Here is a 24511-nt window from a genome sequence, read left to right on the forward strand (position 1 = left end):
GGACAAGGTTGATGGTTGAGATATAAATGTCGATTGATTATCAATATTACGATTTAGTCTGAATAAAAGAATGGTTATTTGTTCAATGCTGAAATGATTGTCATTATGTAGATCGCTAATTTAGGCTGGCTAAATTACTCCTCATCGCATGGTGATGAGGAGAAAGCGAGTCAATGATATTGAGTTAGTATTAGCTATGTATATTTTGATTATTTTCCATTTCGAAGCGTGGTGAAACGAAGCCATAGAGCGTCCAGCCTAAGAATGTCGCTAGCGCGCCCCACATAATGGCATCTTCTCCAGAAGAATATAAGGCATAAAAACTATAGGTGGCCCCAATAAAAGCAATAATATTAGCCATTTTTGCTTTCTGTGGCTCAACATTAGCCACTTTTTGTAAGATGATCATGGTGGCCATAGAAAGAATATAAGGAATAATATTTGTCACAACTGCGAGGTTAACTAATACATTAAATTGTTTGTTTAATGATGGACTAATGGTCATTAGCGCTAAGCCAGATTGGATAATGACAATAGTCAGCATACCTTTAATCGGTGCTTCTGCTTTATTGACAGCGGAGAAAAGTTTTGGAAAGTAGCCAGCATCCGATGATGATTTAAATACTTGCGCAATGGTAAACTGCCAACCCAGTAGGGAACCACAACATGACATGATCATTAGCGCCATGATGACTTTACCGATCGTGGGATTAAATATTTGTGCGAAAGCTAAACCAAAGGGGGCCGTGGAGTTAGCTAAGTCTATATTAGGTACAATACCGGCTATGACATTGGTGGATACAATATAGATGGCTGCTGCGCCTAGTGTGCCGCCTAATACGGCAATAGGAACATTTTTCTCTGGGTTATCAACGGCTTCACTATTTGCACAAGCCGATTCCATGCCGAGAAATGCCCATAGTGTCATGGCAATTGAGGAGCCAACTGCCTGAAAGAATGGAAAATTATGTGGGTTCCAGGAGTTGATATATAGGTCGGATTTGAACCAGTACCAGCCAATAATGGAGATCCCCATAACTGGAATAATAACCCCCCAAACGGTGATACTACTTATCTGACCCGTGATGTGAGCACCACCAAAGTTAGCAACAGTACAGATCCATAATACGGCGATGGTAGCGATACAAATAAGTAATGGGCTTAAGCTTACCCCGAATAGTTCTGCTCCATACCCAACTGCAGAGATAGCAATCGCCACGTTAGCAATTAATAGTGAGATCCCATAAGTGTAGTTAGCCATAAAGTTGCCGGATTTACCGAAGGTATATTCAGCGTAACCACCCATTCCGCCACTGCGACGGCTGTACATGCCACACTTTGAGAAAGCGTAAGCCAGGGCCATTGAGCCGACAGCGGTAACGATCCATGAGAGGATTGATATGGTACCAACTTCTGCTAACTTGGTCGGCAGCATAATAATACCTGAGCCCATCATATTCACCGTAGTCAATATGGTTAGCTGTAGCACACTCATTTTATTTTTAGATACCTGCATTTTTTTCTCTCTTAACTCTTGAGAAATCTTAGTTATTTAATTGGTAAAGATTTACTGTTTGTGAAGTTATGCATGACTATTTAATGGCATAACCATAAGCACGGATGCGGCCATCAGCATCAGTTTGCAGATATACGCCTTGTAGTTCCGGTGAAAAACCTGGGAACTGATTGATCCCTTCTTCTAACGCCAGAAAATAGTTTTGCACCGCCCCGCCCCAGACTTCTCCTGGCACAACACATAGGACGCCCGGTGGGTACGGTAGCGCGCCTTCGGCCGCAATTCGACCGGCAATGTTTTCAATAGCAATCAATTCGACCTGGCCGCGTACAAACTGGATGTTGGCTGCTTGCGGTAACATTTTGACGGCTGGAAAATGCGCTTGCCGAAACATCTCTTTTTGTAGTTGCTTTACGTTCAATTTGGCATATAAGTCATGCATCTCTTGGCATAGCTGACGCAAGGTATAGTGCTGATAGCGTTGTTGGTTGCTGCGGTAGAGTGTTGGTAAAACGTCAGCTAATGGGGCGTCGATTTGCAGTAAATGTTCAAAACGGGCAATTTGGGCCACCAGATGTTGCATTTTTGCTATCGATTCTGCCGGTGTGAGTAAAAATAGAATTGAGTTTAGATCGCATTTTTCCGGGATAATGCCCTGTTCACGTAGGTAATTTGCCAAAATAGTGGCTGGTACACCAAAGCTTTCATAATTGCCGGTTTGGCTATTGATGCCGGGTGTCGTTAACATCAGTTTACATGGATCAACAAAGTACTGATTTTCCGCGTAACCATCAAATGAGTGCCAGCGTTCACCGGGGGTAAATTTAAAAAAGCGTAAATCATTAGCGATTTCATCGGTGTCGTAGTCACTCCAGGGGCGGTTATCGATCATTTCAGGAATAAATGGGCGAATGAATTTACAGCAACTTAGTAATAATTTGCGTGTTTCAATACCGGTTTTTACGCAGTCCATCCATAGCCGTTTGCCACTTTCGCCGGCATGCATTTTGGCATTAACATCTAAAGCGGCAAATAGCGGGTAGAACGGGCTGGTGGAAGCGTGCATCATAAAGGCGTTATTCAAGCGTTTGTGATTGACATAACGTGGTTGCCCTTTGATATGACGGTCTTTTTTGTGGATTTGAGAAGTCTGTGAGAAACCAGCTTGTTGTTTGTGAACCGATTGGGTGACTAAAATACCGGGATCATTTTCATTGAGTTCCAACAGTAATGGCGAACAGTCTTTCATCATTGGAATGAACTGTTCGTAACCTACCCAGGCGGAATCAAATAAAATATAGTCACAAAGATGGCCGATTTTATCGACAATTTGACGTGCATTGTAAATTGTTCCGTCATAGGTACCAAGCTGGATCACAGCCAAGCGAAAAGGACGTTTTTGCTCTGCGTGCTTAGGCGAAGTTTTTTTGACCAGATCAAGCAGATAATCTTCATTAAAGCAGTGCGCGTCGATGCCACCAATAAAGCCAAATGGATTGCGAGCTGTTTCTAAATAGATTGGTGTAGCACCTGCTTGGATCAGCGCACCATGATGATTAGATTTATGATTATTGCGATCAAACAACACTAAATCCCCCGGTGCCAGTAAGGCGTTTAATACCACTTTGTTGGCAGAAGAGGTGCCGTTTAAAACAAAGTAGGTTTTATCGGCATTAAACACTTTTGCGGCGTATTGTTGTGCCGTACAAGGTACACCTTCATGGATCAATAGATCGCCCATTGAAACGTCAGCATTACACAGATCTGAACGGAATAGGTTTTCACCAAAATAGTTGACGAATAAGTTACCTAGTGGATGACGCCGAAAGAATGCTCCCCCTTGATGGCCCGGACAATCGAAAGCGCTGTAGCCTTGTTCGACATATTTTTTTAGCTTGCCAAAGAAAGGTGAGAGTAAACTTTGCTCATATTTTTGTGCCGCAATTTCTAATTGCTTTGCATACAATTGGCTATTGTCTTTGTTGAGATCGATAACACCGGTCAGGCAAGCTAGTGTATCAGCGGGAATAACTTGATTGTGATGAATTAGCGCAAAAATCGGCTGACCAAAACTTTGTTGTTTAATGGTATCAAGTCCACCTTGCTGAATATCTTCTAGCGAGATGATAATCGCAGCAACATCAGTGAAGTCAGTAGCAAAGATATTAACCAAGCTACGTGAACTATCAATATGGTCACTGATATCAAAACTGGTAGCGAGTTTATATTGTTCCATTTTATTTCCTGTAAATTAAGACAATAGAATTGCAGCCAAAATGGATGGACATTTATTTTGGCGTATTTTTTATTGAAAATTGAATTAAGCTAAATTTGATTTAGCTTAAAGCAATAAATCATTTTGTTAGATTAATTAATCTAAACGCGCTGATTAATAAGTATGAATAGTTAATACAATAGACATGATTTATTTAAATCAATGGCATGACTATTTGGGAATGACGATCCATACAGCAAAAACAGCAGCATGAATGTCGAAAAGGATCACCTGTGGGTGCAGAAACGTTCAAAACTAAAACATGAGCGATGGCAGAACATCATTAAATGGGTTGTTCGTCTTATATGAGGCCAAAGTCGGTTATTATTTTCCATTTTTGCACTTCTAAAAAAGCAGTTTGTTATATCGGGTATTTTTATCAATATAAATTAATAAAAAAAATAAATAATGATGTTAATCAAAATTAGTATAAGAAGTTTTTTTAATTATTGGCTGTCACGCTTTTTATCTGAATTTATCCCTCATTTCAGATAGAATTTTATTATTAATAAACAATATTGCAATTCTTGATACGCATTTATTTGGATCGCAAACCCAATTGTACAATTTCGTTTTTTCAATGTTAAAATAACTTTTTTATCCAATTAATATTATAACATAGATCCTACCTTTATGAGCAATAAACAACGTGTCCCTACAATAGGATTTTTATCATTAGGCTGCCCGAAAAATTTAGTTGATTCTGAAAGAATTTTGACTGAATTACGCACGGATGGTTATCAAATTGTGGCCAGTTATCATGATGCTGATCTGGTTATTGTTAATACCTGCGGTTTTATCGATAGCGCAGTACAAGAATCATTGGAAGCCATTGGTGAAGCATTAAATGAAAATGGTAAAGTGATAGTAACCGGTTGTCTGGGAGCGAAAGAAGATCAGATCCGTGAAGTACATCCGAAAGTATTAGCCATCACTGGTCCGCATAGTTATGAACAGGTGTTAGCCCATGTTCATCATTATGTTCCTAAACCGCAACATAATCCTTTTTTTAGTTTAGTGCCGCAGCAAGGGATCAAATTAACACCTAAGCATTATGCTTATTTGAAAATTTCTGAAGGCTGCAATCACCGCTGTACATTTTGTATTATTCCATCGATGCGCGGTGATTTAGATAGTCGGCCTATTGGTGAGGTATTAAGTGAAGCCAAACGTTTAGTTGCCGCAGGCGTGAAAGAGTTGCTTATTATTTCACAAGACACTTCAGCCTATGGCGTAGATACTAAGCATCGGGTAGGTTTTTGGGATGGTCAGCCAGTAAAAACCAATATGGTCAGCTTGTGTCAACAGCTTGCCGCTTTAGGCATTTGGATCCGCTTGCATTACGTTTATCCTTATCCTCATGTAGATGACGTGATCCCACTAATGGCACAGGGTAAAATTTTACCTTACTTAGATATTCCCCTGCAACACGCGAGTCCAACGGTGTTAAAACGGATGAAACGGCCGGGGGCAGTAGAGAAAACCTTAGAGCGTATTCGCCGTTGGCGTGAAATTTGTCCTACATTAACTTTGCGCTCAACCTTTATTGTTGGTTTTCCAGGGGAGACCGAAGCGGATTTCCAGCTATTACTTGATTTTCTCCAACAGTCGCAGTTAGATCGAGTTGGTTGTTTTAAATATAGCCCCGTTGATGGCGCACAAGCCAATGCGTTACCCGATCAAGTTCCAGAAGAGATAAAAGAGGCGCGTTATCACCGTTTTATGCAGGTTCAGCAGCAAATTTCGCAGCAGCGCTTGCAGCAGAAAGTTGGTTCTAAGATCTGGATAATCATCGATGAGCTGGATGATCAAGGAGCAGTAGGGCGTAGTATGGCTGATGCACCTGAAATTGATGGTGTTGTTTACCTTAATGGCGAATTTAATGTTAAACCGGGTGATATCGTTCAGGTATACGTTGAACATGCTGACGAATATGATCTATGGGCAACGAGACATATCCATTAATGTGAATCAAATCTATAAGGTATGATAGGGTTTTTATTTTTGCCTACTAATATGCCTTATTAACAAAATTACTGCTTTTTTTTGAATTTTGTCCTATTTTAAATTCTTGTGTTAAAATTAATCTGTTCATTGTTTAGTTAATTATACTAAACAGTGAACATTTTTATTTTTGAGCCTGCATCTTGTATCGAAGATTATCTTATTGTATTTCTAAGGACAATAAATCATGATTATTCGTTTATCTAAAGCGTTGGCTGTATGTGCGGTGGCGTTATATACATCGTTAGTGGTTATCGGTAATATTACCGATTATGACACCAATTTTGCCTTAATCCGTCATGTTCTTTTGATGGATACTATCTTTCCTGAGGCCACCATTAAGTACCGTGCGATTGAGTCTTCAACTGCCCATCATGTAAGTTATATCATTCTCATTATTCTGCAAACATTAACAGCAATACTTTGCTGGATTGGTGGCATTAGGTTATTAGCTAATTTGAAAAATACCGCGGCTAATTTTAATAGAAAGAAAAAAATTGCCATTGCTGGCTTAACCTTAGGTTTTTTGACCTGGCAAATTGTGTATATGTCATTGGGCCGAGAGTGGTTTGGTATGTGGATGTCTGAATGGAATAGTGGGGCAGAAGCGTTTCAAGTTTATACCACTATTTTGCTGGTGCTTATTTATCTTGTTCATCGCGATAGAGACCGTAATCGTGAGCGTGAGCATAATGAGATGAAGTAACCTTTTTTGTATGCCGTGAGTTGCAGCTCATCTTATTGGCAAAGTTCATTAGCATTTATAAACTTATAAATGCTAATGAACCGCTAAGTTATTGTTAGTTAAAAAATGCGTTATTCTATTTCTGAACTAAATAATGCCGGATTTTACGACGATTGCATACTAATGTTTAATTAAATGTTTTTAAAATAATTTATTAAATATATCGATGTTATCAACCTATCAGATATATAATAAAATATAGTTAATTTTAAAATTATTTTTTGCCGATATTAAGAGTATCTGGTTAAGGGAATGGTTATTTATTGCCTAGCAATAGGCGTAATCAAAATTTTAGTAGTACACTCTTTTTAATAAAAAAATTAACATCGTTGGGAATTAATGTTCATAAATGGTATCCATTTTAGAATAATTAAATATTGAATTAAATAAGTAGACTGAAATTATAATTGAATTTTTGCGGCAAAATTTATTGTAACTTGTGAGATATGCAAAATATTAATAAGTGGATGCTGATTTTTGTTTATACAATTAACTTTTATTAAAATGACAATAGGCATATTCTTAAAGTCATGCTTTTATAGTCTCTGAATTATCTCAAATAATATATTTACGTATAAATGTTAAAATATATGTCAGATTATGTATTTTTTTGATTGCAATTTGATTATTTTTAGGTAGTATATTGCTTATTGCAATAATTATTAATTAACATGATAGGGCTCTGTTTTTAAAATGAAATAATTATTTGGCGGTGAATTTATTAGTGATAATTTTATTACTCAAGATTGAGCATTTTCGCTTTACCTATATTTATACCGGCCTAGCTAGGTATTATTTTTTGCATACCATAAATTACAACTCCAGTTTTTAATTTTTATTATAAATTAATGTATCTAAGTTTACTGCTGCGTCGTTTAAATATTTCATTATGAGTTTGAAATATATCATTTGTTTTATTAGGAATATATACATGAAAAATAATCTTACCTGCTATTTTATTGGCATATTGCTAATTTTATTCAGTAATTTAGTTTTCTCTGCACCAAGCGGAACTATCAGTTTTGAAGGAAAAATTATAGAGAGCCCGTGTGTGCTGTCTTTAACCCAATCTTCTGCAAATACTTTAACTGTCCAGATGGGTGTTTTTATGAAGGATAAAGTACCTACTGTGCGTGGCGAAAAAATTCCTGGCAGTGAAAAACCGATAGAAATCAAGCTAGACAGATGCCCTAATGGAAGTGGTTATTCGATTTATCCTAAAATAAAAATGACTGCACCTAATGATAAATTTCATGACAAATTAATAAAGTTAGATGAATCAGGGGCAGAAGGCATCGCTATCGGTCTTTATGATTCAAATGGTAAGTTATTAGATATAACAAAGCAATATGAGCATCATGCTCCTTTCGATAATAGCAATCCATTTATTATCGAGTTAAAGGCAGCTTATATTGCTAATGGGCAAAAAGTTAAAGCCGGTCAAGCAAATGCTACGATGAATTTTGAGATTCTTTATAAATAAAAATTGATAATTGAATTTCTAGATATTTTTCCTAGTCATAGAAAGGATTCTTTATATTTATGACTAATGTTCGAGTACGAATAATGAGAAACAAAATAATAAATTTTTCAACACTTTGTATACTATTGTTTTTTATATTTGAAGCTTATGCAAATGTGACAATTAGTGGAACCCGCGTTATTTATGAAGGCAATAAAAGAGAAGCTTCAATTCTAGTAACAAATCAGGATGAGAATAGGCCTTATTTAATTCAATCCTTTATCAGTGTCGATGAAAATGGTAAAAAAGCACCCTTTATTGTTACTCCACCTTTATTTCGTTTAGATGGTGGCAAAGAAAATATTTTACGAATTATGCGAACAGGCGGTGATTTGCCTTTGGATAAAGAGTCTGTTTTTTATCTCAATGTGAAAGCGATTCCTTCAGCCCAGGATAATATGCAGAATATTTTATTTATTACGGTAAAAACCCGCATAAAATTATTTTATCGGCCCGAAAAAATTCAAGGTGATGCAGAAGAGAGTTATAAATTATTAACCTTTCGCCGGCTTGGTAAACAATTAGAAGTTAAAAATCCAAGTAATTATTATGTGACTATTAATCAACTTAAAATTGGCAATCAAATCGTTAATTTAAATGATACAGATATGATTGCCCCGCAAGAAATAGCTTATTTTAATATATCTGCTAACTCATCTAATTTAATTAGTTGGAATAGTATAAATAGTTATGGTGGTATTAGTGCAGAGATGAAAAAAAATCTACCTTAGATGAGATGGAAGGCCTTTAATGTGATTTTTTTTAATAACCAATTAGAAAAAAAACAACTATGCTCATTTGTATTTTTTCTAGTCACTTTAAGTTCATTGATATTTTTACCCGAAATTATTGCTCAAGATTATTTTCCATTATCTGCGTTAGAAATAAGTAACGCTGAGCAGGCGGTTATTGACTTGAGTTCGTTTTCTTCCCCTGGCGGCCAGTTGCCAGGAACTTACAGAGTCACTGTTTTACTTAATGGAACAGAAAAGGAGAACAAGGATATTAACTTTGTTCAGAAGAATGGAAAATTATTTGCGGCGTTAACTGTTGATGATTTAAAGCAATTAGGGGTTAAAATCACAGCTTTTCCTGCATTGATGAAGTTACCTGCCAACCAAATTTTATATAATATTGAGGATTATATTCCCTACTCCACAATATTATTCGATTTTCATCAACAACGCCTGGAAATTAATATTCCGCAAGCCGTGATGGATAATCTGGCCAGAGATACTGTTCCAACCGATTTATGGCAACAAGGGGAGTCGGCTTTTTTAATCAGTTATGATTTTAGTGGTTCGCATAATCATAATCACAATACAACAGGTCAAAATTATTATTTAAATTTACACAATGGAATTAATATTGGCGCTTGGCGCTTTCGAAATCAATTAGTTTATAACTATGATTCGCAAGCAGGTAAGAATAATTTATCCTCTGTTAATAGTTATATTCAACGAGATATTTATAAATTAAAAAGCCAAATTATTTTGGGTGAAACATTTACTACTAATGAGGTTTTTGAAAGTATAAAATTTATTGGTGCATCAATTATCTCAGATGACTTAATGTTACCAAGTAGTCAACGGGATTTTGCGCCAGTTATTAGAGGAATAGCGCAAACACACGCGCGAGTTACGGTGCGGCAAAATAATTATGTTATTTATGAAAATTATGTTCCGCCTGGTCCTTTTGAGATTTCCGATCTTTATGCAATATACGGTTCTGGAAATTTGCATGTTACCATTACTGAAGATAATGGCAAACAAACAAAATTTATCCAGCCATTTTCTTCAGTACCAATTATGCAACGAGAAGGTAAATTAAAATATCAATTTACTTTGGGGCGTTTTGCTAGTTCGAAAAAAAATTCTTATAAACCCTATTTTAGCGAATTAGTTTCAATATATGGGGTTTCTAATCGATTAAGTTTATCATCGGGTATTCAAGCTGCGGAAAATTATTTATCGCTTTCTCTGGGGTTGGGGTTAGGTTTAGATAATTTTGGTGCTATTTTTTTTAATGCGATATTTGCGGATGCGAAGCTGCCGAATAATAGACGTAAAAAAGGGCAGTCTTATAAAATTCAATATGAAAAAAGTATTGATGAAATAGGAACATCCTTTAATTTTTCCGGAAATTTTTATACTAGCCCTGAATATTATTCTTTTCCAGAAGTAAATAGACCTTTAAGAAAACAAGATACTACAAATGGACAAAATAAACTTAGCCAATTTCAGTTTACGCTCAATCAAAATATGGAAGACTTTGGTAATTTTTATTTTTCTGCTTATTGGCAGAATTATCGCCGAACAAAAGGTACTACTCAATCATTATCTGCCGGCTATAATATTAATATTGCTGATATTACTTTTGGCATAAATTTATTTTTTAATAATAATGATGAATCTACTGAAAATAAAGATAAACAAATAGCATTTAATGTTTCTGTACCCTTCAGTAAATGGTTACCTAGCGGTTGGATCACTTATAATATTAATAATAATACAATAAATGGTCAGCAATTAGCCGTTAATGGCAATTTATTAGATAATGATGAATTATTATATAATGTTCGGCTAGATAATAATTATACTAGTTTAAAAGAATTGGGTGGTGGTATTTCTTTGAATTATACTAATAGCCTGGCTCGGATGAATGTAGGGTATAATTATAACAATAACGAGCGTTCTTTTAATTATGGGCTTTCAGGTGGCGTGATTGTTCATCGAAATGGGATTGTTTTTTCTCAACCATTAGGCGAAACGGTCATATTAGTTAAAGCTGATGGTGCGATGGAAACCAAAATATTAAATCATCGGGGTATTAAAACTGATGCACGCGGTTATGCAGTGATCCCCTATAGCGAACCGTATAATTATAACTATATTACCATTGATACTGAATCATTAGCCAATGGGGTAGATATTGATAATCCGGTGCAAAAAGTGGTACCAACCAGAGGGGCGATAGCAACCGTTAATTTTCATGTGCGTCGTGGTAATCGTATATTAGTCAAATTATCGCAAAATAATAAGCCAGTCCCTTTTGGCGCTATTGCCACATTAATTGATGGTGATAGCCATGGCATTGTTGGTGATGATGGAGAATTATATTTAAATGCAGTACCTGATTTAGCCAACATAAAAGTTCAATGGGGAAAAAATGAACAGCAACAGTGTTACGTCAAATTAGATCTTTCTAAACTAGCAAAAGAATTAGATATATTAGAAATAGATGCTGATTGTTATATAGATAAACATTTTGCCGTATAAAATATAATAGGAATTATATGTCATTTAAATTTAAGATATATTTATTGATAATTTTTATTTTAATTCAAAGTTATATATCATTTGCTATTGCGGGAAAATGTTCAGCTGATATCACAGAACAAAATATCGTATTTGATGAGTTATCAGTTCATTATGATAATACCCATCTCCCCTATAAAGTAAGAAAAATTGGCAGTGAAATTAAGATTAATTGCCAGAAGAAAGGTGATAACTATGTCTATGTTAAATCTATTGAAGGAATAAAATCAGTCAATGGGTATTATTTCAATACAAATCTTAACGGTGTGAAATTGCGCTGGAAGCTTGAACGAAAAGGATTTGGAGCAAAAAAAATGGGTTTAAATGGATATAGAAGAATTGATGAAGGTAATAAAAAAATATTTATTGGTCGTTTTACTATAATTATTTATCCTGATTTTCAAGCTGGAGAAGTGAATCCTATAAAAATAACGCTTGCTCACCGCGATGGAAACCGAGATACAGGAGAAACATTATTTACTTATCATATTCCTAAATTTAAAATTAAGGAACAGTCATGCAAAATAAAAACACCAAAATTAAATGTTAAGCTGGGAAACGTATTTAAGCATGATTTTAAAGGTAAAGGGAGTACTACCGGAGAGCGGACTTTTAATATTGAAGTAAACTGTAAAGGTGTTAACCAAGCCTATATTACCTGGCAAGGAGGTGACTCAAATGGTGTTATACCAGCGGATAAAAATTCGTCAGCGACCGGGGTTGGAATTCAGATTTTTGCGAAGAATACACCTATAATATTTAATAAAAAACTCGATATAGATTTTTTTAAACAATTGACTTATAGCGCAAAATTTTATCAAACTGGGAGTAGTGTCACTGCCGGAACGGTTAATGCAACAGCAACATTTACTATTGATTACAAGTAAAATAAATTTCTTATCACGGATATTAATATATCAATAAGATATACTGTTTATTTAATTTGTTTGCGTTTTCTCAATTAGTTTATTCGTTTAACTAGAATACTAACTTCACTTTAATTTGATTAAACAGTAACATTTTTATTTTTACTCATATTAATAATATTTATCATTTTACAATAATAACATTTTTAACTTGTCATTAACTCGCAACCTATTAATAGTTTAATAATTGTATTGTTAACGCTGTCACAAAAAAATATTTCTTTTTTATTTTTAACCCCGCATTTGATTTATTTAACCGTTTACTTAGAAAAAATCAACCACTACATCTTCCGCTCTATTATAATCATCATGGCAAAGGATGTTTTTAAACTGCCATGAATTAAAAAATAGATGCTGAAAATAGTAAATAAAAGTTATTCCCATTTGACATATTTATTTCACCTAGGAAGAGTTTCTTAAATGAATAAGAATAATATATTAAGGCATATCCCTTGGTTAATATTAGGGATCATTGGTGCTATTTGTTTAGGTGTGGTTGCCCTTAGACGTGGAGAGCACATTAGTGCTTTATGGATCATAGTTGCTTCCATTGCCGTATATTTAATTTCGTACCGATATTACAGTTTATATATTGCTAAAAAAGTATTACAGCTTGACCCAACCCGCTCAACACCCGCCGTCCTTAATAATGATGGATTAAATTATGTACCAACTAATCGCAATGTGTTATTTGGCCATCATTTTGCCGCCATCGCCGGCGCAGGCCCATTAGTCGGGCCGGTATTGGCGGCACAAGTTGGTTATTTGCCAGGCACACTATGGCTGTTGGCAGGTGTTGTGCTTGCCGGTGCGGTGCAGGATTTTATGGTGTTATTTATTTCATCGCGCCGCAATGCGATTTCTTTAGGTGAAATCGTAAAAAAAGAGATGGGGGTCGTGCCCGGTTTAATTGCGTTATTCGGCTGCTTTTTGATTATGATTATCATATTAGCCGTATTAGCGTTAATTGTTGTAAAAGCATTGGCCGAAAGTCCATGGGGTGTTTTTACCGTTTGTTCAACCGTACCGATTGCGCTATTTATGGGTATTTACATGCGCTATATTCGGCCAGGATGTGTCGCTGAAGTTTCGATTATCGGTGTTATTCTGTTGATTGCGGCTATTTGGTTTGGTGGTGTTATTGCTCATGATCCTTATTGGGGACCCGCGTTAACCTTTAAAGATACGACCATTACTTATGTCTTAATTGGCTACGCTTTTGTTTCCGCACTATTGCCAGTGTGGTTGATTTTAGCACCAAGAGATTATTTGGCGACCTTTTTGAAAATAGGTGTCATCGTTGGTTTAGCAATTGGCATTATCATTCTTAACCCGGATTTAAAAATGCCGGCTGTAACCCAATTTGTTGATGGGACCGGGCCGGTTTGGAAAGGATCATTATTTCCATTTCTGTTTATTACTATTGCTTGTGGCGCCGTGTCTGGTTTTCATGCGTTAATTGCGTCGGGAACAACGCCTAAATTATTGGCAAATGAAACCGATGCTCGCTACATCGGTTATGGCGCTATGTTGATGGAGTCATTTGTGGCTATCATGGCGCTATTTGCTGCTTCTATCATTGAACCTGGTCTCTATTTTGCAATGAATACCCCTCCGGCAGCATTAGGATTTACCATGCCTAATTTGCATCAATTAGGCGGCTCCGATTCAGTTACGATTATGGCGCAATTGAAAGCAGTTACCGTCCATGCTGCGGCAACAGTTAGTTCTTGGGGATTTATTATTTCGCCAGAGCAAATCTTGCAAACGGCTAAAGATATCGGTGAACCTTCTATTTTGAATCGTGCCGGTGGCGCGCCTACCCTTGCGGTAGGTATTGCTTATGTATTCCAGCAAATTATCCCTGCTGCTGATCTGGGATTTTGGTATCACTTTGGAATTCTTTTCGAAGCTTTATTTATTTTGACCGCTTTGGATGCCGGCACTCGTTCTGGTCGATTTATGTTACAAGATCTCTTGGCTAATTTTATCCCAGTGCTGAAAAAAACAGATTCATTAGTAGCTGGCGTTATTGCTACTGCTGGTTGTGTTGGTATATGGGGTTACCTGCTTTATCAAGGGGTTGTTGATCCTTTAGGTGGTGTTAAAAGTTTATGGCCATTATTTGGTATCTCCAATCAGATGTTGGCAGCGGTTGCGTTAGTTTTAAGCAGTATTATTTTGATTAAAATGAAGCGTACTAAGTTTATTTGGGTAACACTTGTTCCAGCAATATGGTTATTAATATTTACTACATGGGCGTTAGGTTTGAAGTTATTTAGCGCTAATCCTCAGTTGGAAGGTTTTATCTATTTGGCTCATTCATACCAAGCAAAAATAGCAACAGCAACCACTACTACAACGGCACAAAAACTGTCTGATATGCATCATATTGTGATCAATAATTATACTAATGCAGGATTAAGTATTTTATTCTTGCTCGTGGTGTATAGCATTATTTTTTATGGACTTAAAATAGCAATAAAAGCATGGAGAACACCTAGACGTTCAGATATTGAAACACCTTATGTTTCTGTTGCTGAAAGTGATATTAAAGTTTCCTCCTCACATTAATTAACATTAAATCTATTGTTCCCCACAAAATAGGTTATAACCATGGGTGGGGATTTTTGAAGGTAATAATTATGTTTAATAATCTCGCACGAGCAGGCAAATATTTGGGACAGGCGGCACTTATGCTAATTGGTATTCCTGACTATGATAATTATGTTCAGCATATGCAGAATAATCATCCTGAGCAGCCTATTATGAGCTATGAAGAATTTTTTCGGCAACGTCAGGCAGCGCGTTATGCTAGTAGTGAAAAAGGAGGTTTTCGCTGTTGCTAGTGATTGTTCAATGGATGGGATAACTGAGGCTTAGCATGACACCAATATCAGTAACAATATTGACAGGGTTTTTAGGGGCAGGCAAAACGACATTGCTTCGTCATATTCTCAATATAGCGCATGGCTATAAAATTGCAGTTATTGAAAATGAATTTGGGGCAGAGTCGATTGATAGTGAGCTCATCGGTGATAATGCCACTCAGATAACAACCTTAAGTAATGGTTGTATTTGTTGTAATCGCTCAAATGAATTGGAAAATACGCTATTAGATTTACTGGATGGTAGAGATAAAAAACAATTAGTTTTTGATCGCCTGATTATTGAATGTACTGGAATGGCTGATCCAGGCCCTATTACGCAAACTTTCTTCTCACATAAAGTTTTTTGTCAACGTTTTCTTTTAGATGGTATTATCTGATGCGCCGTAAAACCCCGTCCTTCAGGTCGGGGATATAAGGCGCGGTTTTCAAACTAACCAGGTGTTTGCTGTTGCTCAATGTACTGTCGGATAATAGATATCGGTGCGCCGCCACAACTCCCTGCAAAATAACTTGGTGTCCATAGAACTCCTTTGTAGTAATAACGTTGTGCTATATCAGAGCGATCCCGTCGAAGTAATCGACTCGACACCCCTTTGAGACTGTTAACCAGATTAGATATCGCCAATTTTGGGGGGTAATTAATCAGTAAGTGAACGTGATCATTCTCGCCATCCATCTCAACCAGTTCAACATCAAAATCGACGCATACACTGGCGAAATATCCTCTCAGTTTTTCTATAGCATCCTGATCAAATATTTTTCGCCTGTATTTTGTGACAAAGACCAAATGGACGTGCATCAGGAATACACAATGTCTGCCACGGCGAATATCGGTTTCTTTTTTCATAGACCAAAGTATAATAGATAAAATGAAACGCCTACAAGCCTTTAAATTCCAGTTAAGACCAAATGGTCAGCAGGAGCGTGAGATGAGACGCTTCGCTGGGGCTTATCGTTTTGTTTTCAATCGGGCGTTAAAGCTTCAAAACGAGAATCACGAAGCAGGAAACAAATACATTCCTTACACAAAGATGGCTTCCTGGCTCATTGAGTGGAAATCTGACATAGAGACACAATGGCTGAAAGAAGCGCCATCACAGCCGTTACAACAATCACTTAAAGATTTGGAACGGGCTTACAAGAATTTCTTCCAGAAGCGAGCCGCTTTTCCCCGTTTCAAAAAACGCGGTCAAAATGACGCTTTTCGCTACCCGCAGGGTGTGAAGCTCGAACAGAAGAACAGCCGTGTTTTTCTCCCTAAACTCGGTTGGATATGCTATCGCCATAGTCGTGAGGTTGTAGGAACGGTGAAGAATGTCACTATCAGCCAGTCATGTGGTAAATGGTACGCCAGTATCCAGACGGAATACGAAGTGGCTGCTCCTGTTCACAATGCAGAGTCGATGGTAGGACTGGATGCCGGAGTAACGAAACTCGCCACACTTTCAGATGGCACGGTATATCAGCCCGTCAATAGTTTTAAAGCAAGCCAGCGCAAGCTAGCAATGCTCCAACGACAATTAAGCCGCAAAGAAAAGTTCAGTGCAAACTGGCAGAAACAGAAACGAAAAATCCAGCGTCTTCACTCGCACATTGCTAATATCCGGCGCGATTACCTTCACAAAGTCACCAGTGAAATCAGCAAAAACCACGCGATGATCGTCATTGAGGAATTGAAGGTCTGTAATATGTCAAAATCGGCAAAAGGTACCGCAGAGCAGCAAGGGCGAAACGTCAAAGCTAAATCTGGCTTGAACCGTTCGATACTGGATCAGGGCTGGTACGAAATGCGCCGTCAGCTTGAATACAAGCAGCTTTGGCGCGGCGGTCAGGTGCTGGCAATACCGCCTACCTATACCAGTCAGCGGTGTGCGTGCTGTGGTCATACAGCAAAAGAAAATCGCCAGTCACAAAGTAAATTTGAATGCCTCGAATGCGGATATACCGAAAACGCGGATATCAATGGGGCGCGTAACATTTTAGCGGCAGGACATGCCGTGCTTGCCTGTGGAGGGAGGGTGCAGTCAAACCGCCCGTTGAAGCAGGAACCCACCGAGGCGAATCAGACTTCAGGCTGAACGCGGGAGGAATCCACGTCCTTTAGGGCGTCGAGGATGTCAATGGTTTAAATTTACCGGAAGAGGAAATTCGACAACAATTTGCTTTATTAACTGAAAGCGTTAATTGATCGGTTATTTTTGGCTACCTTGGTTGCTTAAAGACAACTAAGGTAGCAGTAATTAGATATCAAGCCGCTTAGTTTGCCAACGCTTAGAACGCCAACGCCAGGCATTGGTTAAACCTCGTAGCCATTCATCACATAGGAACCCAAGCCAGATCCCTAATAACCCCATTCCCATTTTTAAACCTAAAAAATAGCTAATTGGCAGCGCAATACCCCACATAGAAATAAGTGCGGTGCAGAAGGGGAAACGGGCATCACCAGCAGCACGCAAGGCATTCACCATGACAATATTCAGTGTTCTGCCAGGCTCTAGGAAAACAGAGAGTAAAAACAGCGGAAGTAATAATTTTATAATGTTTTGATCTTCAGTGATTGCATCCAATAGTGGTATACGAAATAACCAGAAACAAAATACAATACCAATGGTAATAAAAAATCCCCATTGCAAGCTTTTCAATCCTCTCTGGTAGGCATCCTCAAAGCGCTTGGCGCCGACTAAATGACCCACCATGATCTCATTACCAATACTAAGGGAAATACCAAACAACATAATAAATAGTGAAAGTTGGAAATAGAGGGTTTGAGCAGCAAGAGAGGTTTCTCCCATTAAACCGATGAAAGCAGAAGCGACCATATAGTGTAAAATCCAAACTAAATTTTCGCCTGCTGATGGTAGTCCAATATGTAATATTTTATTCAACATACTTTTTGACCAGCGGAACAGTAAAGTGGGAACAAATTTGATCCTCAGGCCACTAAACAGTAAGAAAAAAAGTAATACAATAGCGATTATACGTCCGATACCCGTAGACCAGGCAACGCCGGTTAAACCATATTGTGGTAAGCCAAAAAAACCATATAAAACAATCATATTACCGAAGATGGTGATTAGATTAGCAATAAATGTTACCCACATTGCCGGTTGTGATCTGCCATAAACACGCAAGCAAGCCGCTAATATAATAGAAATTGCTTCTGGTATTAAACATAAGCCAAGAATATGTAAGTAAGCATAACCATAATCAAGTAAATGTGCTGGTGTATTCATGATCCCAAGTATCTTATAGCCAAACAGTAGAATAATGGCAGCACTCAGAAAACCTAATAGGAAGTTAAAAGCAATCGAGATATGAATGGCTTGACTGGCCTTTTCTTTTTTACCTGCACCTAAATATTGGGCGATAACAACGCTGCATCCTACACTGATAAAGTTAAATATGGTGATAAAAAGATCAAAAACTTGGTTGCCTACTCCCATTGCGGCTAAATAAGCGGTAGAGACGTGGCTAACCATATAAGTGTTAATAAGTAATGTCGCAAAATGGAGCAGAACATCAATAAAGATGGGCCAACTTAACGAGTAGAGCGAACGCTCTGTAACATCAGATGAATGCATTATGCACCTTTTTAAGTAAACAAAAAGCTTTTTGGTAAAACAAACAAAAAACGACAAATATTTTACACATTTTATATATGTATGATAGATCATTAACTATTTATTATTTATTGATGTTTTTTTATTTAAATTTTATTAGGTAAATTAATAGAATAGTTAAGCGTTTTTTCTATTTTGATAATCTCTAATTCTATATTAATTAAATTAGATGATAAGCTTCTATTGGTAAGGTTATTTTAATGCATTGTTAATTATTATTAATTTATTGCAACATTTTTTATTGGTTAGTTATTGTTTAAATAAAATAAGCCTGTGGCAAATACCACAGGCTCCTGGTGCTAGCGATCAATAGTTTGGTTGATTTAACAACCTAAAATGGATTAAAGATTATTTTCGTTTTATCGTTTTAAATATTTTCGTCGTTTCAGTTATGGCAGTTTCGGCCGGTAAACGTTCCATAGAACTTGCCCCATAAAAACCGTGGCAATCAGGACAATTTTGTAAAATATATTTGGCATCTTCAGGTGTTGCAATCGGACCGCCATGGCAAAGTACAATAATATCTTTACGAACAGATTTTGCCGTTGCCGCCCAATCGTTAATAAGCTTTACGCAATCCTCTAATGCGTGAGTTGTTTTTGCGCCAATATCACCACCCGTTGTTAATCCCATATGCGTGACGATAATATCAGCGCCAGCTTCTGTCATGTTTTTAGCATCAATGGCACTAAAAACGTAAGGGGTTGTTAATAAATCTTTTTCATGAGCTTGTCGGATCAAATCAACTTCTAACGCATATCCCATGCCTGTTTCTTCAAGGTTAGCTCGGAAATTACCATCGATCAAACCAACCGTAGGAAAATTTTGTATACCAGCAAATCCCATTATTTTTAGGGAATCAAGGTATTGATCGAATTGGCAAAATGGGTCAGTACCATTAACACCAGCTAATACAGGAGTATTTTTAACCACAGGTAAAACTTCTTTTGCCATCTCTATAACAATATCGTTGGCATTGCCATAAGCGAGTAAACCTGCCAATGAACCTCTGCCAGCCATGCGATAGCGACCGGAGTTATAAATTACAATAAGATCAATTCCTCCTCTTTCTTCACATCTTGCTGATAAACCTGTGCCGGCACCGCCCCCGATAATGGGTTGACCCTGCGAGATCATCATTTGAAATTTTTCTAATAATGATGCGCGTGTTTGTTTCATATCAGTAACTCCAAATTAATTCATTAATTCTTGCTGCAATTGTATCACTTGCTGACAAAATTCTGCTGAGTTGATATGGTGAGGGCTGATTATTAATTTTCTGTTAGTTGTGATTTGGTAGTTTGATTTAAACGCATCAATAAAAGCTTGGTTAGCTTGTGGTGACCAAAAAACACAACCCTCAATATCTAATGCGGAAAATCCCCCTGTTGGAATAATAAAAGTAACAGCGCCTTGACATTGATTAAGTTTCTGTGCGATCCACACTCCCATCTGATAATTTTCCTCGGCAGTGGTACGCATTAAGGTAACTTGACTGTTATGATGATAAAAATGGCGATCTTTATATCTGTCAGGGATTGTTGTCGGGCGACCAAAGTTAACCATATCTAATGCACCACAAGAGATGATACACGGTGTTTGGGTACGCATGATTGCACCGAAGCGATCCTCATCACAGGCAAGTATGCCGTCAAAAAGGTAATCACAAACTTCAGTAGTTGTGATATCAAGCACGCAATCTACTAATTGGCTATCAACCAGTTTTTCCATTGCTTTGCCACCACTTCCTGTGGCATGAAAGACTAAACAATCATAATGATCAGCTAATTTTTTGGTTAATTGTTGGACACAGGGTGTGGTTACGCCAAACATGGTTAGTGCTAATATTGGTTTATTATTGTCTTCAGTTTCATCAGCAGAATTAAAAAGTACCGCCCCTGCGATTTGAGCAGCGGCATTTTTTAGAATTTTACGGGAGATGACATTAAGACCAGAAATATCTGTGACTGAGTACATCATGGAAATATCACTGGCACCGATATAGCCTGAAACATCACCGGATGCCATCGTTGAGAGCATTAATTTAGGCATACCGACGGCAAGAGATTGCATTGCAGGTGTAATAAGCGCTGTTCCGCCTGAGCCACCTAATCCAAGAATAGCTAAAACATCTTTTTGTTGTAAGAGATATTTTTCAAATGCGATTGCCATCGCTGCGATAGCTTTCCCTCTATCTTGGCCAAAGATAGCTTCTCTTCCGCTAGGATGATAGCTAGCAACAGTTTCAGCAGTAATATCAGCTTTATCATCCAAATTGTCAGCTTTCGTACTTAAATCAACAATACGTACCGCTAAGCCAGTTTGTTTTATAAGTTGGCTAACATAAAAAGTTTCGATGCCTTTGGTATCTAGCGTTGCTGCAATATAGATATATCCATGCTGTTCCTTCATCATAAATCCTTGATTGTTTGCTGACTTGGATGGGAGTATTATAGGCACAATAAAAGTAAGCTATCATTTGTGCTTTTATAAATTGAGATATTAGTCTCAATTTATTTTAATTCTTTAGCGTTATATTGTTTCTTAATGCAGTACATTCTAATTATAAAAGTTATCGTAAAGGTGACGTTTGAATCCATTTTGGTTAAAAATAAAGGATAAATTTTATGACGTCAATTGATCTTATTTCACAATACACAGGTACTAGAAAACGGACTTTTAACCGATTAATTTCTACTGCATTGAGCTTGTTTGAAGACGGGAAATTGCCTTCTGTTTCTGAAGTTGCATCTCATGCTCATGTTTCGAGAGCAACAGCTTATCGTTATTTTCCAACTCATAGTGATCTGGTTTCTGCCATTGTGAGTGAAAGCTTAGGGCCTATTTTAACCTGGTTGCCTGATAGCCAAAAAACGGAAGAACGGATCCAAGAATTATTGTTATTTGCCTATCCACGTATGTTTCAATATGAAGGAGCGCTTAGAGCAGCATTGCAAGTTTCTTTGCAGCAATGGGCGGCAGCTCGTTCATCGACAATCAAGGCAGAAAAACGGTTAGTTCGTGGACATCGGAAAGATACTTTGGCGATGATAGTGGAACCGATGAAGGATGACTTTTCGCCAGAAATTATTGAGAGAGTAAAAAGAGCATTTTCGCTTATTTATGGTTCTGAGGTCTTTTTGGTAATGAAAGATATTTGGCATATGGACAATGCAGAGGTGATAGAAATTAACCAATGGATAGCAAAAGCCATTTATAATCAAGCCATAAAAGATAATCAAAAAAGCCAATAGGCCTGTTTGTTATCCAATAATATATTTAGTATGTAGTGGCTTTATAGTAAAAAAATGAATATCAATAATAAAATGGAGTCATGTGATTAGTGGATAAGATATCTATTCTCGATCCACTAATCGATATAAATTACAGTTCTGGCAAATTACGGCCGTAATAAATTTCTTGCATCTCTTTTTTTAACAGATAAGTAATCCGTTTTTTTTCCCCAGGGGCAAGTTGTTCTGCGGTCGTATTAAATAAATAGTTATTCAAATTTAGCTCAAAGTCTTTTAGCATCATTTTAGTATGGAAAAGATTTTCCTGATAGAGGTTAACATCTATCATATGATACTGAGACTGGAATTCTTCCGGCATATAATTTTGAATGGAATTGATTTCGTGATCAATATAGTGTTTGATGCCGTTAACATCGCGGGTAAAACCACGAACCCGATAATCAATAGTAACAATATCTGATTCAAGTTGATGAATAAGATAGTTAAGCGTTTTTAATGGCGAAATCACGCCACAAGTGGAGACTTCGATATCTGCTCTAAAAGTGCATATACCATCATCTGGATGACTTTCTGGGTAGGTGTGAACACAAATATGACTTTTATCGAGATGAGCAACAATAGAATCAGGTAAGGGCCCTGGATTTTCCGTGTTGTCTACATTTTTGGGATTTATTGAGTTTTCGCTAATCAAAATAGTAACACTGGCACCTTGAGGGTCATAATCTTGTCGAGCAATATTCAAGATATTGGCATCAATAATAGAGCAGGTTTCAGTTAGAATTTCAGTCAAGCGTGTTGCATTATATTGCTCATCAATATAAGCCAGATAACTATGACGATCTGCTGCTGTTTTGGCATAACAGATATCATATATACAGAAACTTAAACTTTTAGTTAAATTATTAAAGCCATGTAATTTCAATTTTTGCAATTTATTTCACCTCCTATTGAGTAAAACTAAGCTTTTTTAGCTAGTAAATCCAGTAAATACTGTGGTAATGCGAAGCTGGCTAGATGTAATTCGGGTGTATAATAGCGACAAATAATATCTGCTTTTTTAAAACGAGTTTCCAATATTTGCAAGGATATTTGACGTAATTTTGTTGTCTGGCTTGCCCAGGCAAAGGTCATCATTCCGCCATAGTAAGACGGTATAGCGGCTTGATAAAAGCTACAATCTTTAAAGTAATTAGATAGTTTTTGGTGACTATTAATTACCTCATCTTGTTGCAGGAAACAAACACCATTTTGGGCCACTAAAATGCCATTTTCATTCAGACAGTTGACACAACCTTGGTAAAAATCTGAGGTAAATAGCCCTTCTCCTGGTCCGATAGGATCGGTGCAATCAGAAATAATTAGGTCAAATTTTTGCTCGGTGGTCTTAACAAAATTGACACCATCATCAATGACCAATTTAAAACGGGGATCGTTATAAGCGCCTGCATTATGATTGGGTAGATATTGGCGGCAAAATTCGACTACACTGGCATCAATTTCAACCATAGTGATGTTTTCTAAATATTGATGGCGACATACTTCACGTAACATTCCGCCATCACCACCACCAATGATTAGTACTTTTTTAGCGTGGCCATGGGCAAATAAAGGGACATGAGTCATCATTTCGTGATAAATAAATTCATCCCGTTCAGTTGTTTGTACTACGCCATCAAGGGCCATAATGCGCCCCATTTCAGCATTCTCAAAAATGATCAGATCTTGATGAGCGGTTTTATTATGGTACAGTATATTATCGACAGTAAAATATTGACCGACATTGTGGTGGAGTGTTTCGAGCCAAATCTCTTTTTTTGACATACTTATCTTTTCCTTTCTAACAGAGTTAAAAAAGCGCAGCTAATAATTTTTTTCGTTTCAATGATAAGTTAGAAATTTCTTATCAGAGTGCATGAAAGAAAGTATTTATTTTACATAAGCAAATAATGCTAAAGCATCATCGGCAAGCACCCGGCATTTCTTTTTACGGGGGATAGGAATTTTTTTTAAGTCATCATAACGCTCTTCATTTAATTTTGCCATGGTAGGTTTGTCATAATTACTTAGATCCCAATGATTACTCTGGGCAAAATAGAGGATTGCTCTTTCAATTTCACGATCAGGAATTTGTGAGTAACCACAATCATGCTTTAAAAATATATAAACTGCTGTTAAATCAGCAAGATTTTCTGTTTCATTGCTTGATAGAGCAGATGCTTTGGTTGAAAAAATAAACCAAAAAAGCAGGGCTATATGTGAAATAAAAATAATTTTACGCATTTAGTTAGTTGTATAATTTAAATGTCAATTTATTCTATTAATACTAATAGAACGATGAAGTATACCTATTTTTCAGAAAAGCAGATAAATATATCGTCATATTACATAAAAAAATATTGGCTTGACCTTCCAGTAAGTGGAACCTCTATATTTTAGTGAAA

General features: G+C 36.9%; 20 protein-coding genes and 1 pseudogene. 11 read left to right on the forward strand and 10 right to left on the reverse strand.

Features of this window, described 5'->3' with window-relative positions; all coding sequences use genetic code 11:
* Positions 1-190: 190 nt before the first annotated feature.
* From potE to speFL, 3 genes are all read right to left on the reverse strand, one after another.
* Complete coding sequence (gene potE / locus QE177_RS02985) at positions 191-1516, reverse strand: putrescine-ornithine antiporter (protein WP_280551261.1); 1326 nt, start codon at positions 1514-1516, stop codon at positions 191-193.
* A gap of 76 nt (positions 1517-1592) precedes the next feature.
* Complete coding sequence (speF, locus tag QE177_RS02990; protein ID WP_280551262.1) at positions 1593-3752, reverse strand: ornithine decarboxylase SpeF; 2160 nt, start codon at positions 3750-3752, stop codon at positions 1593-1595.
* A 266-nt stretch (positions 3753-4018) separates the two neighbouring features.
* Positions 4019-4126 carry a leader peptide SpeFL gene (gene speFL / locus QE177_RS02995; RefSeq protein WP_119712386.1) on the reverse strand — a complete coding sequence of 36 codons (108 nt, stop codon included), beginning with the start codon at positions 4124-4126 and terminating at the stop codon, positions 4019-4021.
* A 298-nt stretch (positions 4127-4424) separates the two neighbouring features.
* Between speFL and rimO the strand changes: the two genes are divergently transcribed.
* From rimO to QE177_RS03040, 9 genes and pseudogenes are all read left to right on the forward strand, one after another.
* On the forward strand, positions 4425-5756 hold the full coding sequence (gene rimO, locus QE177_RS03000) for a 30S ribosomal protein S12 methylthiotransferase RimO (RefSeq protein ID WP_280551263.1): 1332 nt from the start codon (positions 4425-4427) through the stop codon (positions 5754-5756).
* 226 nt (positions 5757-5982) lie between these two features.
* Positions 5983-6501 carry a DUF2165 domain-containing protein gene (locus QE177_RS03005; protein WP_280551264.1) on the forward strand — a complete coding sequence of 173 codons (519 nt, stop codon included), beginning with the start codon at positions 5983-5985 and terminating at the stop codon, positions 6499-6501.
* A gap of 970 nt (positions 6502-7471) precedes the next feature.
* Positions 7472-8023: a fimbrial protein gene (locus tag QE177_RS03010; protein WP_280551265.1), complete on the forward strand. Its 552-nt coding sequence runs from the start codon at positions 7472-7474 to the stop codon at positions 8021-8023.
* Between the two features lie 155 nt (positions 8024-8178).
* Positions 8179-8793: a molecular chaperone gene (locus tag QE177_RS03015; RefSeq protein ID WP_280551266.1), complete on the forward strand. Its 615-nt coding sequence runs from the start codon at positions 8179-8181 to the stop codon at positions 8791-8793.
* Between the two features lie 21 nt (positions 8794-8814).
* On the forward strand, positions 8815-11340 hold the full coding sequence (locus tag QE177_RS03020) for a fimbria/pilus outer membrane usher protein (protein WP_280551267.1): 2526 nt from the start codon (positions 8815-8817) through the stop codon (positions 11338-11340).
* Between the two features lie 17 nt (positions 11341-11357).
* On the forward strand, positions 11358-12266 hold the full coding sequence (locus QE177_RS03025; RefSeq protein ID WP_280551268.1) for a fimbrial protein: 909 nt from the start codon (positions 11358-11360) through the stop codon (positions 12264-12266).
* Between the two features lie 459 nt (positions 12267-12725).
* A complete protein-coding gene (locus QE177_RS03030) occupies positions 12726-14879 on the forward strand; it encodes a carbon starvation CstA family protein (RefSeq protein ID WP_280551269.1) in 2154 nt (717 codons plus the stop codon).
* Between the two features lie 71 nt (positions 14880-14950).
* Positions 14951-15154, forward strand: a complete 204-nt coding sequence (locus tag QE177_RS03035) for a YbdD/YjiX family protein (protein WP_280551270.1) — start codon at positions 14951-14953, stop codon at positions 15152-15154.
* A gap of 35 nt (positions 15155-15189) precedes the next feature.
* Positions 15190-15570: pseudogene (locus QE177_RS03040) on the forward strand (GTP-binding protein); the annotation flags it as partial.
* Positions 15571-15626: 56 nt separating this feature from the next.
* Here QE177_RS03040 and tnpA read toward each other — a convergent pair.
* Entirely contained in the window at positions 15627-16043 is a 417-nt protein-coding gene (gene tnpA, locus QE177_RS03045) for an IS200/IS605 family transposase (RefSeq protein WP_280551271.1), read from the reverse strand.
* Between the two features lie 22 nt (positions 16044-16065).
* On the opposite strand from tnpA, the gene QE177_RS03050 reads away from it, so the two are divergent.
* A complete protein-coding gene (locus tag QE177_RS03050; protein ID WP_280551272.1) occupies positions 16066-17274 on the forward strand; it encodes a transposase in 1209 nt (402 codons plus the stop codon).
* 162 nt (positions 17275-17436) lie between these two features.
* Here the strand turns inward: QE177_RS03050 and QE177_RS03055 are convergent, their stop codons facing one another.
* From QE177_RS03055 to QE177_RS03065, 3 genes are all read right to left on the reverse strand, one after another.
* A complete protein-coding gene (locus QE177_RS03055) occupies positions 17437-18777 on the reverse strand; it encodes an MATE family efflux transporter (RefSeq protein ID WP_280551273.1) in 1341 nt (446 codons plus the stop codon).
* A gap of 387 nt (positions 18778-19164) precedes the next feature.
* Complete coding sequence (locus QE177_RS03060; RefSeq protein WP_280551274.1) at positions 19165-19995, reverse strand: phosphoenolpyruvate hydrolase family protein; 831 nt, start codon at positions 19993-19995, stop codon at positions 19165-19167.
* Positions 19996-20010: 15 nt separating this feature from the next.
* Positions 20011-21228: a Tm-1-like ATP-binding domain-containing protein gene (locus QE177_RS03065; protein WP_280551275.1), complete on the reverse strand. Its 1218-nt coding sequence runs from the start codon at positions 21226-21228 to the stop codon at positions 20011-20013.
* Between the two features lie 215 nt (positions 21229-21443).
* On the opposite strand from QE177_RS03065, the gene QE177_RS03070 reads away from it, so the two are divergent.
* The gene (locus tag QE177_RS03070; RefSeq protein WP_280551276.1) at positions 21444-22070 is read left to right on the forward strand and encodes a TetR/AcrR family transcriptional regulator; all 627 of its coding nucleotides are present in this window, start codon (positions 21444-21446) and stop codon (positions 22068-22070) included.
* Between the two features lie 130 nt (positions 22071-22200).
* On the opposite strand, the gene speD is transcribed toward QE177_RS03070, so the two are convergent.
* The 3 genes from speD to QE177_RS03085 form a co-directional block, all read right to left on the reverse strand.
* Positions 22201-23001, reverse strand: a complete 801-nt coding sequence (gene speD / locus QE177_RS03075; protein ID WP_280551277.1) for an adenosylmethionine decarboxylase — start codon at positions 22999-23001, stop codon at positions 22201-22203.
* A gap of 26 nt (positions 23002-23027) precedes the next feature.
* Positions 23028-23891, reverse strand: coding sequence for a polyamine aminopropyltransferase (gene speE, locus QE177_RS03080; RefSeq protein ID WP_280551278.1), 864 nt, complete (start codon positions 23889-23891; stop codon positions 23028-23030).
* A 105-nt stretch (positions 23892-23996) separates the two neighbouring features.
* Positions 23997-24350, reverse strand: coding sequence for a YacC family pilotin-like protein (locus QE177_RS03085; protein ID WP_280551279.1), 354 nt, complete (start codon positions 24348-24350; stop codon positions 23997-23999).
* Between the last annotated feature and the right edge of the window lie 161 nt (positions 24351-24511).

It is taken from the genome of Arsenophonus sp. aPb, from assembly GCF_029873475.1.
Lineage (GTDB): Bacteria > Pseudomonadota > Gammaproteobacteria > Enterobacterales > Enterobacteriaceae > Arsenophonus.